At 35.2% G+C, this 12,172-nt stretch carries 15 protein-coding genes and 3 pseudogenes; 13 read left to right on the top strand and 5 right to left on the bottom strand.

The features are described 5' to 3' along the window. The first annotated feature begins 18 nt into the window (after nt 1-18). From BKP57_RS21470 to BKP57_RS21430, 9 genes and pseudogenes are all read left to right on the top strand, one after another. Nucleotides 19-228 carry a twin-arginine translocase TatA/TatE family subunit gene (locus tag BKP57_RS21470; protein WP_050352897.1) on the top strand — a complete coding sequence of 70 codons (210 nt, stop codon included), beginning with the start codon at nt 19-21 and terminating at the stop codon, nt 226-228. 14 nt (nt 229-242) lie between these two features. After that, a complete protein-coding gene (gene tatA, locus BKP57_RS21465; protein WP_050352896.1) occupies nt 243-440 on the top strand; it encodes a twin-arginine translocase TatA/TatE family subunit in 198 nt (65 codons plus the stop codon). Nucleotides 441-694: 254 nt separating this feature from the next. Continuing rightward, a complete protein-coding gene (tatC, locus tag BKP57_RS21460) occupies nt 695-1,453 on the top strand; it encodes a twin-arginine translocase subunit TatC (RefSeq protein ID WP_050352895.1) in 759 nt (252 codons plus the stop codon). Between the two features lie 14 nt (nt 1,454-1,467). Then, a complete protein-coding gene (locus tag BKP57_RS21455; RefSeq protein ID WP_072742341.1) occupies nt 1,468-1,686 on the top strand; it encodes a YozE family protein in 219 nt (72 codons plus the stop codon). Nucleotides 1,687-2,469: 783 nt separating this feature from the next. Next, nucleotides 2,470-3,019, top strand: a pseudogene (locus BKP57_RS21450) (TetR/AcrR family transcriptional regulator). Nucleotides 3,020-3,042: 23 nt separating this feature from the next. Next, entirely contained in the window at nt 3,043-3,897 is an 855-nt protein-coding gene (locus tag BKP57_RS21445) for an SDR family oxidoreductase (RefSeq protein ID WP_072742340.1), read from the top strand. Nucleotides 3,898-4,492: 595 nt separating this feature from the next. Continuing rightward, the gene (vrrA, locus tag BKP57_RS21440; protein ID WP_050352891.1) at nt 4,493-5,041 is read left to right on the top strand and encodes a VrrA/YqfQ family protein; all 549 of its coding nucleotides are present in this window, start codon (nt 4,493-4,495) and stop codon (nt 5,039-5,041) included. 76 nt (nt 5,042-5,117) lie between these two features. Beyond that, complete coding sequence (gene msrB / locus BKP57_RS21435; protein ID WP_050352890.1) at nt 5,118-6,083, top strand: peptide-methionine (R)-S-oxide reductase MsrB; 966 nt, start codon at nt 5,118-5,120, stop codon at nt 6,081-6,083. Between the two features lie 46 nt (nt 6,084-6,129). Then, the gene (locus BKP57_RS21430; protein ID WP_050352889.1) at nt 6,130-6,336 is read left to right on the top strand and encodes a DUF6501 family protein; all 207 of its coding nucleotides are present in this window, start codon (nt 6,130-6,132) and stop codon (nt 6,334-6,336) included. A gap of 416 nt (nt 6,337-6,752) precedes the next feature. On the opposite strand, the pseudogene BKP57_RS21425 reads toward BKP57_RS21430, so the two are convergent. The 4 genes and pseudogenes from BKP57_RS21425 to BKP57_RS21410 form a co-directional block, all read right to left on the bottom strand. Then, nucleotides 6,753-6,893, bottom strand: a pseudogene (locus tag BKP57_RS21425) (MazG nucleotide pyrophosphohydrolase domain-containing protein); the annotation flags it as partial. Nucleotides 6,894-6,912: 19 nt separating this feature from the next. After that, nucleotides 6,913-7,206: a MazG-like family protein gene (locus BKP57_RS21420; protein ID WP_072742339.1), complete on the bottom strand. Its 294-nt coding sequence runs from the start codon at nt 7,204-7,206 to the stop codon at nt 6,913-6,915. Nucleotides 7,207-7,330: 124 nt separating this feature from the next. Continuing rightward, nucleotides 7,331-7,675, bottom strand: coding sequence for an LOG family protein (locus BKP57_RS21415; RefSeq protein ID WP_232231279.1), 345 nt, complete (start codon nt 7,673-7,675; stop codon nt 7,331-7,333). Nucleotides 7,676-7,792: 117 nt separating this feature from the next. Then, nucleotides 7,793-8,198 (bottom strand): annotated as a pseudogene (locus BKP57_RS21410) (recombinase family protein); the annotation flags it as partial. Between the two features lie 127 nt (nt 8,199-8,325). Here BKP57_RS21410 and BKP57_RS21405 point away from each other — a divergent pair. Both BKP57_RS21405 and BKP57_RS21400 read left to right on the top strand, forming a co-directional pair. Next, nucleotides 8,326-8,559, top strand: a complete 234-nt coding sequence (locus BKP57_RS21405; protein ID WP_050352887.1) for a transposase — start codon at nt 8,326-8,328, stop codon at nt 8,557-8,559. A 125-nt stretch (nt 8,560-8,684) separates the two neighbouring features. Then, a complete protein-coding gene (locus tag BKP57_RS21400) occupies nt 8,685-8,924 on the top strand; it encodes a ferredoxin family protein (RefSeq protein ID WP_050352886.1) in 240 nt (79 codons plus the stop codon). A gap of 76 nt (nt 8,925-9,000) precedes the next feature. On the opposite strand, the gene BKP57_RS21395 is transcribed toward BKP57_RS21400, so the two are convergent. Continuing rightward, entirely contained in the window at nt 9,001-9,270 is a 270-nt protein-coding gene (locus BKP57_RS21395) for an acylphosphatase (RefSeq protein WP_050352885.1), read from the bottom strand. Between the two features lie 124 nt (nt 9,271-9,394). Here BKP57_RS21395 and BKP57_RS21390 point away from each other — a divergent pair, with 124 nt between their 5' ends. Further along, on the top strand, nt 9,395-10,939 hold the full coding sequence (locus BKP57_RS21390) for an FAD-dependent oxidoreductase (RefSeq protein ID WP_072742338.1): 1,545 nt from the start codon (nt 9,395-9,397) through the stop codon (nt 10,937-10,939). Between the two features lie 319 nt (nt 10,940-11,258). Next, nucleotides 11,259-12,164 carry a tyrosine-type recombinase/integrase gene (locus BKP57_RS21385; protein WP_232231277.1) on the top strand — a complete coding sequence of 302 codons (906 nt, stop codon included), beginning with the start codon at nt 11,259-11,261 and terminating at the stop codon, nt 12,162-12,164. The last annotated feature ends 8 nt before the right edge of the window (nt 12,165-12,172 follow it).

The raw sequence follows: 12,172 nt of genomic DNA, 5'->3' as shown, positions 1-12,172 counted from the left end.
CAAAAGAGGGTGGATAAATTGTTTTCTAGTATCGGCTTCCCGGGACTCATTTTAATTTTGACTATCGCTTTAGTTATTTTTGGACCAAAAAAATTACCAGAAATTGGGAAAGCAGCTGGAGAAACATTAAAAGAGTTTAAAAACTCAGCGAACGATTTAACCAGTGATGCCAGAGATGAGTTTAAGGAAACAAAAGAGTTAATTACAGATAAAAAAAGTGATTTCTAAGGGGGAGAGGGATAATGTTTCAAAGTATTGGTATTCCCGGGCTGATTTTAATATTAATTATTGCGTTAGTTATATTCGGACCTTCCAAACTGCCTGAAATCGGTAAAGCATTTGGAAACTCGTTGAAAGAATTCAAAAATGCGACCAAAGGTATTGTTTCAGACGATGACTCAGCAGAAAAGAAGGAAAACCATACATCAAGTAAAAACTAAAAAGCGAAGATGTAAGGTAAACTCCTTGCATCTTCTTTTGTGTGGAAAAAGCGCAAGTGAATGTATATATACATAAAATGAATGTTCGATCAGTAGAATTTTCTTTCATCTCCCACTTAGACTTGTTGGGTATAGATTCCTTCAATACTTGAAGTGGGAGTTAAAGCATCTTATATACGGGATGAATGTTGCGCTAGGCATATAGACAAAGTAGCAATACATGCTTGATGTATGGTAATAGGGAGAGTGACAATATGTCTGACAATCAATCAATGGAAGAAAAGGAAATGAATTTGACGGGGCACCTTTCCGAGTTACGAAACCGGATTATTGTGACGGCCATCTTTTTTATTTTATTCTTTATAGGTGGTCTCGTTTTTTCAAAAGAAATATACATTTTTTTTCAAAATGATATACCTTTTAAGCTTACTGTAATTAGCCCTGGAGAAATTATTTGGATTCATTTCACTTTAGCAGCAGTAGTTGCCATTGTTGGTACTCTGCCAATATTCGCTTTGCAAGTTTGGTTGTTTGTTAAGCCAGGCTTGACTCAGAAAGAACAAAAAGCAACCATCGCTTATATACCAGCTGTATTTTTCCTATTTATAGGCGGGCTCGTTTTTGGCTATTTTATGTTTATTAAGCTTATTCTGCCATTTTTACTATCATTAAATGATGGCATGTTTAATCAAATGTTTACAGTCGATAAATATTTTCGTTTTTTACTTCGGGTAACACTTCCGTTTGCAGTTTTGTTTGAGGTTCCGGTTATTGCCATGTTTCTAACAGCCCTAGGGGTTTTAACTCCTCAGTTCATGCGGAGAACAAGGAAGTATGCTTATTTTATTCTTGTCATTATCAGTACAATCGTTACACCGCCGGATTTTATAGTGCAGCTTGTGGTTGCTGTACCATTAATTCTGCTTTACGAAATTAGCATTAATCTAGCTGCATTTGTATATCGAAAAAAGCAACGGAAACACGAAGCTTTTATGAGCGAATCTGAATCCTAGGGAGGGGGAGGCCATTGCGCTCCTTTTATCACTTTTTAATGACATATCGAGGAAAAAAACAACTGGATGACCAAAGTCGATTAGCTGATTGGGCTTTCCATGATCATCATTTTCCAAAGCAATCCACGAACTACAGTGAAATAAGTGACTACTTGGAATGGAATAGTCCTTTTCCAACAGCTTTAACAGTGTTTGATGAATTGTGGGAAACATATACCATGCATGATATGTAAAAAAGCTTGAGTTATTAAACTCAAGCTTTTTTAAAGAATAAGAAAGTATAAACTTAGGTGCTTATGGATAATGAAATAACCGAATAATCACGTCCAGCGCATGAGCCCAGCAACTAGGCGACTTTAGAAATCGCCCTATGATAAGGCCTCATCGGTTCGTCGCTAAGGGGAAGGCCGACTAAAAACGGGCTTGCCGCTCAGGCGTCGGCATACCCCTGTTTTTAGTGGCATGATTCCTAAATCTTTAGTTGATTCGTTCCATTCGCTACGTTGCTAAACGGGCGCTTGCGCCTTTGTTCTAAGATAAGAAACCAGCATGGATCGCCTAGAGCGCAAGCCACCATCTATCATGAAAAAACTTTTGCTTTACAATGTTTAGATTCTTAAAATACTGTCTAAATTCTTAATTTAATATCGGAAAATTAGGTTTTTACTAGATGACGAGAGTGGATAAAGAACATTCGTAAGGAAAAACAATACGTAACAGATGCATTTACACTTCATTAATTCTTAAATTCATCAACTTTTATAGAAATGTTCCTTTACGGTCAAAATAATGACTATACCATTTTATTAAACATATTCCTTCTCCAAAAATAATAATAGATTGATGGAGATAAAGTGCATCATCGCATCATCTACCTTTACTTTATTTTTGCTTGTGCATTTATTCACTTTAAATAATCATTAAATTTCCTATTAAGGAAAAAATATATTGACATACAATTAATTCAATTTTATTGTTATATTGACCGATTGTTATAATAAAGAGGTGATTTAAAAATGAGTGCTAACAAAAATTCCAGGGAAAAATTAGTTCAGACAGCTTCTCGACTATTTCAGTTACAAGGCTACCATGGGACTGGAGTAAAGCAAATTGTAGAAGAAAGCCATTCACCTAAAGGTTCGTTATATTATTATTTTCCAAATGGGAAAGAACAATTAGCTATCGAATCCGTACAGTCAACTGCACAGTTCATACGCAACAAAATTCAAGAAAGTCTTGATAAAGAAGACGATCCAATTAAAGCTATTCAATCATTAATTTATGATATGGCTGGATTCTTTCAATTGCATCCGTTGCCTTGGAAACTTCTCTGATTAGTGAGCCCCTTTAAGAAAGGTGTGCCAAGAAGCATATACAAGCTTTCAAGATCAATTTACAGAAAAGTTACTTCATGCACGTGTAGAAGAAAAAAGAGCACGTGAATTAGGAATCGTAATTAATTCCATGATTGAAGGAGCATTTTTAATTTCTTTTACCAGGGGTAATGCAGAACCATTATTTTTAGTTGCTAAACAAATCCCATCACTTTTTACAACAATGACATAAAAAAATCAGAGAGAAGGATCAATATGAAAGTATTAGTAACAGGAGCCTCTGGCAATGTAGGGAGATATGTAGCTCATGAACTTCTTCAAATGGGTGAACAAGTAGTTGCTGCTGGAACCGATATAGAAAAACTTCACGATTTGTTTGAAGATGAGGCGGAACAAGTAATATTAGATTTTACAGATTCGATGACGTATAAAAAAGCCCTTCATGATGTGGATCGCGTGTTTTTAATGCGTCCACCACATCTAGGTAAACCAAAGGACTTATTTCCATTCATAGATGCAATGAAACAAAATCATATTCGGTTCGTGTCTTTTTTATCACTCATGGGAGTGGAGAAAAACAGCCTTCCGCCACATCATAAGATTGAGAAATATATAGAATCAGCGGGTGTACCGTATGGACATATTCGTCCTGGATTCTTTATGCAGAATATATCAGGTGTCCACGCAGCCGAAATTAAAGAGAGGAACCAAATTTTTATACCAGCAGGGAGGAGCAAGACGAGTTTTATTGATGCAGAGGATATTGGTCTTGCTGTAGCCACTATTTTGCACGAGCCTGATAAATATCAGAATACAGCCTATACCATTACAGGACCAGAGGCACTTGATTATTACCAAATAGCCGATATCCTTACAAAAGTTACCGGAAGAAGGATCATCTATACAAAGCCAGGTTTTTTAAGGTACAGAAATTATTACGTAAAAAAAAGAGGTTTGCATAAAGCCTATGTAAATGTAACGGTTGCTTTATATTTCATGACTCGACTAGGAACAGCAAAAGAAGTAACGATAGATTTTATCAAACTAACTGGGAAACAGCCACGTTCGTTTGAAGCTTTTGCGAGGAAGCATATTAATTGCTTTATATAAATATATTTGAGCCAAGGGGGAGGATGGGTTTCATACTAGATTTAAACATTTTTAAGGAAAACATGTTAAAGCTAAGGAAAAGGTAAAAGAGATAAAGAAAAATATACGTTTATCTTTGACAAGGACGATTTTTAAATTGGAAAGCTAGTCAACATGAAGCTTTTACAATTGCTCTTTGTCATTAAATACTGAAATTTACTTAACCTTGTTGAAGGCTCGTTGCAATATAACCAAAATATAATTCCAAACAAATAGATAAATACCTAAACATAAATTTCAAACAAACGTTTGATTGATTCTCTATTGCAATGTTCTAGGACTAATTTTCTGCAACATTCGGCAAATGAAGTTAAATAATTTAAAAAAGCTGTAACTATGTGCGGTTGCCCGGGAAATATTATGCTTGATTTAGAGTTAGTTATTTCCTACTGTTGGGAAAGGAAATCCTAGTTTTATGCAACCATTTATAGAGAAGTGTTAGAATCCAAGTACATAGCAGCAGCTTTAATGATTTATTGCAGCTGAGCCTACACTATTTTTGCAGGCTAACGTACACTACTTATAGGTGATTTGCTTAAGAAAGGAGTATGATCATATGGTATTTCCACCAAACCAATCGACCAATTTCCCATTTCATATGCCACAAGGCAATTTTGGTAATAATATGAGACCTTTTAATCCTCAGCATCGTTTTCCTCGAACCCCATTTCCCTCTGGTCCTTTTTCCGGAGCTCCGATGCCAGGGGGACAATCACTTTCTAAAGGAGGGAAATTACGAAATTTGCTGAGCCTTTTACGACCACAAACTGGAGTGGATACTATTGGTGGAGGATTTTTAAAAGGAGCTGGGGGGTTAAATGGTGCACTGGATAATGTACAGCAGGTGTTAAATGTTGTTCAGCAGGCCACGCCTCTCGTCAAAGAATATGGACCAATGGTAAAGAATCTTCCTGCGATGTATCGGATGATGAAAGCATTTAATTCGTTTAATGATGAAGAAGAAAGTGAAGATACCAAAAAACAAACAACCGATTCACCTTCCGATAATGACTTGGACAACACAGATCAAACTGAACAGTCTGCAGGACAGCCCGTGGGCGATAATCAGCAGATTGGAAAGTCTATCCCAAAGCTATTTATTTGATTTATAATGCTCCCAACTTGATTTTTTCTTCTATAAAGGGAAAAATAGAGGAAAATACGTAGAAGGGATGATAATTATGAATGCTACAGCAAAAGCGTATGCAACATTTGCTGGAGGCTGTTTTTGGTGTATGGTTGAGCCGTTTGATGAACGCCCTGGGATTATCCGCATCACATCTGGATATACAGGAGGGTCTGTCGAAAATCCTACGTATGAGCAAGTTTGTTCTAATGTAACTGGACATGTGGAAGCAGTTCAAATTGAATTTGACCCAAATATTATGAGCTATAAAAAGTTATTGGATACCTTCTGGCAGCAGATAGACCCTACTGACCCTCGTGGTCAATTTAATGATCGCGGCGAATCGTATCAAACTGCGATTTTCTATCATAATGAACAGCAAAAGAAAGAAGCCGAGGCTTCTAAAAAAGAACTTGAAGCTAGTGGAAGGTTCACGAAACCAATCGTGACCAAGATCCTCCCTGCAAAGCCTTTTTATCCTGCTGAAGAAAATCATCAGGACTATTATAAGAAGCATGGGTTTCATTATCGTCTCTATAAAAAAGGATCAGGCAGGGAGGATTTTATCAATAAGCACTGGAAAAACAAGTATGATCAAAAAGAATTGAAGCGAAAGCTCACGCCTATGCAATATCATGTGACCCAGGAAAACGGGACAGAACGGCCATTTCAAAATGAATATTGGGATAAAGAAGAAGAAGGGATTTATGTAGATATCGTGTCTGGTGAGCCGCTATTTTCTTCCAAGGATAAGTACGATGCTGGTTGTGGTTGGCCAAGTTTCACCAAGCCTATAGATCGTTATCAACTTGTAGAAAACACCGACACAACGCACGGAATGATACGTACAGAAGTCCGAAGTAAGGAAGCAGACTCGCATTTGGGACATGTGTTTGAAGATGGTCCAAAAGATAAAGGAGGGCTTCGTTATTGTATGAACTCTGCTGCTATGCGTTTTATTCCAAAAAACAAGCTAGAAGAAGAAGGCTACGGAGAGTATGTCACTTTATTTAAAGATTAAGTAGACGGTAATAATATTATGTAAACTAAAAAAGGGGATAACAATTATGATTCATTTAAACTGGGAAAACCGAAAAACTATAAAGCAATTAAAATGCGTTCATGCCGATGCGAAAAAGTTTGTAGTGAATAACAAATTAACGCCTGGAAAGATTTATGATGTTAAAAATGAAACAGATGAGTTTTACTTTATCATTGATAACAGTAATCGCATTGGCGGATTTCGCAAAGAATATTTTGAAGAAGTGAAATAGTTGCGAATAGCCTTGTTCACTCTCTGTAGAAAATACTTATTTATGAGGCTATTGTTTGTTTAAAACAATATAGTGGCAAAATGCAATAAGGAAAATAACCACCACATTTATACTCCCCCGAAAAGTTAGAGTAAGATATCTAACTTTTCGGGGGGTTATTTTTAATGAATACATGACAGCGTTAATCGTGTGGAAAAACAACAAATAAACTGTTATAAAGCATAATCTATTTTAAAAATTTGACAGCATTTTGTTAATACATAGCAGGATAAATTGGATAAGGATTACTGTTGACTTTCACCATTAAGGGTAGCGTCAGGAGGAAATTTCAATATAAAAAAGCTTAATTTCTCATTTTAATGCTGAGAAATTAGGCCTTTTCATTGCTCCATTAAAGCACCCGATTGTTGTTTAGCCTAATCATTAGAATAACGTTCTGACAGCTTCTTTTTATGTGACTGAAACACTTCTTCTAGAGGGATATTGTACTTGTTTGCAATCACTATTAAATTACCTAATACATCTCCTAATTCTTCAGTTAACTCTTGTTTATTTTCTTAAAAGAACGAAAATTCGTTAACTGAACTTGCTTTCCCACTTATCCAACTTTTTACTAATTAACTGGTGTAATTCTTTATCGTTCTCGGATAATTTATAAAACATAGCTAAGGCTACTAAAATAACATTAATACATTCTTCTTTTACATCTCCGATTCCTAATTGTTTGTACTCACTTCCGCTTGCTTTTATGTAAGATAGTACAGCTTGGGAGGTTTCGCCAACTTCCTCTGATAGCTTTAATGCCATTTGCTCTAACGTTTTTGGTTCTTTTTGACTGAGTAACTTAATTTCTTTTAGCAGCTGTTCCAAGATTTCTTCCTCTTTCTTTAATTATTTCTGAAGTTATTTTAATTTTATTATTGCCATTTATGTATATAGGTACTTTTGTAATCTTTAAGTTTTTTTACTAACTCTTTTGAATTATTGTCCATGACTATAAATCTTTATACGCCGATTTTATAAATCCTTGTTCAATCATATGGTCAAAAAGAGATAAAATTGGTGTGTAGTAATTGTTGATATTGAGTAATGCACAAGGTTTATTATGGTATCCTAGTTGAGCCCAAGTAAATACTTCAAACCATTCCTCTAAAGTCCCAGAACCACCAGGAAATGCAATAAACCCATCCGCATACTCTACCATTAATGCCTTTCTTTCATGCATAGTATTAACAACATGAAGTTCAGATAGTTGTTGATGTGCTATTTCAACATTTTTTAACTTCTCAGGTATAACGCCAATTACCTTACCCCCTGCTTCCATCACAGCATCAGCCATTATTTATTCTAACATCATTTTCCACAAACGAAAGAAAAAAGCTATATATGAAGACACACATCAATATCTACCGAGTGTTTATTCCACAATCTGACCCTTTAATGGAGTAAGGAATGATTATTTGTTCTCTTCCGATAGCTTTCTATATAATGACGCTCTAGACACATTGGTAATTTCGCAAATTTGATTTAACGTCATATTTCCTTCTTTATAAAGCTCTACTGCATAATTCATTCCTGTATGATTTTTATGATACTTCTTTAACCGCCTTTAAACTTTCCCTCTTTCTTAGCTAGCTCAATCCATTCACGTTGTCGTATTCGAATAAGGTCCCGTTCTAGTTGGTTCACACCTGCCATAACCGTAATTAAGAATTGGCTGTATGGATTATCTTCTGATAAATCGAGCCATATGTATCTTTTAGTGATTTTAACCTTACCTTTTTACTTTGTATGTTATCGATTAATTCAAATAGATCTTGTGTACTGCGAGTGATTCGAGTTAAACCTGTAACATAAATAATATGAAGAATTTGAGGTGTTGTAATTGAAACCATATGACAGAATTATGAATGCTCTGAAGAGACTTTCCATAGAGCATCCCTATGACAAAATAACATATGCTGTTGTTGCGAAAGAAGCTGAAGTTCATTGGACAAATGGACTCAAAACTTTCCAGAGCTTGGACAGGCTTATGAACTAAAAGTTCAATTCTTTGACATATATGACATAAATGAAACCGAATTAACCAACGATGCTAATAAATTCTATCAAAGTTGGCTTTCAAATATACGCAAAGAATTAATGACTTATTTTGAAGATCTAATTAAGACTACACTTTATCCGATTACACAATTTTATTACGAATTGGTAAGCTATTATTAGCAGCTATTCGTTATAGTTTACGATATCACTTTCATTTTTTGCTATAAATGCGTTATAATAACTAGTACAATCATTAAATATCTACTTACTATTGTTGGATGGATCGAAGAAGGAGGAGAGCCGTCTTGGCTTTTGTAATTACATCACCGTGTAAAGATGAAAAAGCAGGAGAATGTGTAGAAGTTTGCCCTGTTGATTGCATAGAAGAAGGGAAAGATATGTTTTATATCGACCCTGATATATGTATTGATTGTGGCGCTTGTGAAGCTGTATGTCCAGTGGAAGCAATTTATATGGAAGATGAAGTTCCTGAAGAGGAAACAGAATATATAGCGTTAAACCGGAAATTTTTTGAAGAACAATAAAGTGCTGAAAAAAAGCAAGCTGCTTTATTCAACAGCTTGCTTTTTTTCAGTTAAGTAGCGTTAATCAAACGTTCATTTATCTGACAGAAAACTTCGAATAACCAGCTTCATTTTCGTAAGTCTTTTGGTCAATATGAGTCACCTTTATGAAAGGGTTCATACCGTTTTCTAAAGCATTTATAAATCGTTGCAAATTAGTTTCACTGCCTTCTGCTTCTAATTCAACTGTTCCATCCTCGTTATTCTTAACCCAGCCTCGAATGTCTAATTCTACTGCTTTCTGTTTGGCAGAATAGCGAAAGCCAACTCCTTGTACGCGACCATGAAAAATGGCGTGTATTCGCATATTTATCACCTCATTTAAAAATATCCATTAATGATAAATGTTAAACATACTTAACGACTAAAACAAACAATTACTGCCCATACTATGTATAATTATAAATATTGATAGAAAGGAGTGAAGGCTCTTGGTTCATTTTCATTTGCCTGAACACTCACAATCTTATTGGCGTGACACATCAAAGCTAAAAGAGTTTCCATCATTAGATACTTCCATTCATACAGAAGTGGGGGTCGTTGGTGGGGGAATTACAGGAATTACAACAGCTTATTTGTTAACAAAACAAAATGTAAAGGTCACATTGATCGATGCAAATCCTATTTTAAAAGGAACCACCGGTCATACAACAGCTAAAATCACTGCCCAACATGGTCTTATTTATGATGAGCTTATCCAGCATTTTGGACTAGAACAAGCTACTCTTTATTATAAAGCAATGGATGGGGCTAAGCAATTTATCGAAAACACTATAAAAGAATTACAAATTAAGTGTGATTACTATCATGATGATGCGTTTATCTATACCAATTCTGATCAGTGGAAAAATGATTTAGAAAAAGAAAAAGCTGCTTATGATCAATTAGGGATTAAAAGTGAGTTGCTGGAGGCAATGCCATTGCAACTCCCAATGAAATTAGCTTTACAAATGCAAAACCAGGCCCATTTTCATCCCTTAAAATACTTAACTGCACTACTTGAAAAAAGTTTAAAGAACGGCTTAACCGTTTATGAAAATACCGTTGCAGTGGATATAGACCATAATCATACAAGCCCTGTGATTGTAACCAAAGAAGGTCATCGCATCACATGTAATCATATTATTTCTGCCTCGCATTTTCCGTTTTATGATCGAGATAGTTTTTATTTTACAAGGATGTATGCAGAGCGTGCATACGTATTAGGCATGCAAGCAACTCAGAAGTATCCAGGTGGAATGTATATTAATGCAGAATCTCCAACTAGATCTGTGCGCTCCACGAAATGGGATGGAAAGGAACTATGGTTAATTAGTGGTGAAAATCATAAAACAGGTCAAGGCAAACCAACACATGAACATTTTAAATCTTTGCAAGCGTTCGCTGAGGAAAACTTTACAGTAGCCTCGTATGATTATCGCTGGTCTGCGCAAGATTTAACAACATTGGATAAAGTTCCATATATCGGCTATTTAAAAAAGTCGACACCTAATATTCTTGTTGCAACAGGGTTCCGTAAATGGGGAATGACAAATGGAACTGCTGCAGCTAACATATTAACCGACTTAATAATGCAGGTAACAAATGAATATGCTGAACTGTTTGAACCATCACGATTTAAAGCCGATCCATCAATAAAAAAATTCGTACAAACGAATACAGATGTAGCAAAACAGATGATACAAGGTAAATTAGATAATACGAATAATCAATTTGATTTAGAACAGTTAAAAACCGATCAAGCAACAGTTACACGAATAAATGGCAAACGATCCGGAGTTTATAAAGATATAGAAAATCAAATTCATATTGTCGATACAACATGTACGCATTTAAAATGTGAAGTGGAATGGAATTCTGGAGAACGCACTTGGGACTGTCCGTGTCACGGTTCGCGGTTTTCATATACGGGTGAAGTTATTAACGGGCCAGCAAACAAACCTTTGAAGAAAATGGACCCAGATAAACTAAACTAAAACAAAAAAATTACTATGAACCATAATCCATAGTAATTTTTTTGTTTTTGTCTCATTATCACAAGAATACTTAGTTTTTGAGATGATAAACCACTAACTTCCGATAATATATATTATGTAAACTAGAATGTTTCCAAGTGAAACCATAACTTCACCCTCTAAGTTCTCATAATAACTTTTATTAGGAATTCATTAATACAGTGTCCTTTTAACTTTAGGTACTGTACCAATAATTCCTAATGTCGGTTCGATAATTGCTTATGTCGCTATATATCTTACTGGTACGGCTCCATAATAAAATTTATTGGAGGTCGTTACCATGGAAACTATCTTATTCCCACAAGCTATCGATGAATTTTTGTTCTATTTGCAAGTTGAGAAAAATTATTCTGATAACACACTTCGATCCTATGCATATGACTTAGAACTTTTTCATCAATTTTTAGTTAATCACAACCGTTCTCTTAAAATGCATGAACAATCCTCATCGACATCAAGACGTTTTATTCAGGAGCAAATCTTAAAACATAAAATACAGCCACGGACATTGCAGCGGCGAATTTCATGTTTAAAATCTTTTAGTAAATATGCGATTCAAGAAAATTGGTTAAAAAATGATTTTATGGCAAATGTGCAAGTGCCAAAATCTGATCAAAAATTGCCAGTGTATATGTCCTTATCGCAATTACAACAATTATTTTCATTTTTAGAACAAGATGTTGGTGATTTTGCCTTACGTAATGAAACGATGTTTAAATTATTAGCGACAACTGGCATGCGTAGACAAGAATTAGTTGATCTAACCTGGGAACAAATTGATTTTGACACAAACACTATTCGTGTTATCGGAAAAAGGAGAAAAGAACGTCTCCTCCCTCTTCACGATATTGTCGTTCCTTTATTGATCGCCTATAAGAAATCAATGCCAGCGCATCGCACTTATCCAACAGAACCAATCTTTTTAAGTTATCGAGGTACTCAAATAGATCCCCGTGGTTTGCATAGCGTATTTAAAAAACTGTTGAAGCAAGCTGGTTTACCACCAGAACGATTTTCATTACATCATTTGCGACACACGTTTGCGACAATACTTTTAAATGAAGAAGATGTTGATTTAAAAGTATTACAGGAACTTCTTGGTCATGAAAGTCTTAGTACGACTGGCATGTATACGCATATTAACATGAAACAAAAGCGAAAAGTTATGTCCGCATGGAAACTGTAATTTCTTTA

Origin of the sequence: Virgibacillus sp. 6R (assembly GCF_001895305.1) — a bacterium.
Taxonomy (GTDB): domain Bacteria; phylum Bacillota; class Bacilli; order Bacillales; family Amphibacillaceae; genus Virgibacillus; species Virgibacillus pantothenticus.
The sequence above is the reverse complement of the archived record's forward strand: the minus strand, read 5'-3'. Positions and strand labels throughout refer to the sequence as shown.

Bases quoted from the DNA above. Each gene is read 5' to 3' on its own strand.
- msrB (WP_050352890.1), top strand. From the start codon at position 5,118: ATGAATGCTACAGCAAAAGCGTATGCAACATTTGCTGGAGGCTGTTTT.
- tatA (WP_050352896.1), top strand. From the start codon at position 243: ATGTTTCAAAGTATTGGTATTCCCGGGCTGATTTTAATATTAATTATT.
- BKP57_RS21415 (WP_232231279.1), bottom strand. From the start codon at position 7,675: ATGGCTGATGCTGTGATGGAAGCAGGGGGTAAGGTAATTGGCGTTATA.
- BKP57_RS21395 (WP_050352885.1), bottom strand. From the start codon at position 9,270: ATGCGAATACACGCCATTTTTCATGGTCGCGTACAAGGAGTTGGCTTT.
- BKP57_RS21430 (WP_050352889.1), top strand. From the start codon at position 6,130: ATGATTCATTTAAACTGGGAAAACCGAAAAACTATAAAGCAATTAAAA.
- BKP57_RS21385 (WP_232231277.1), top strand. From the start codon at position 11,259: ATGGAAACTATCTTATTCCCACAAGCTATCGATGAATTTTTGTTCTAT.
- vrrA (WP_050352891.1), top strand. From the start codon at position 4,493: ATGGTATTTCCACCAAACCAATCGACCAATTTCCCATTTCATATGCCA.
- BKP57_RS21445 (WP_072742340.1), top strand. From the start codon at position 3,043: ATGAAAGTATTAGTAACAGGAGCCTCTGGCAATGTAGGGAGATATGTA.
- tatC (WP_050352895.1), top strand. From the start codon at position 695: ATGTCTGACAATCAATCAATGGAAGAAAAGGAAATGAATTTGACGGGG.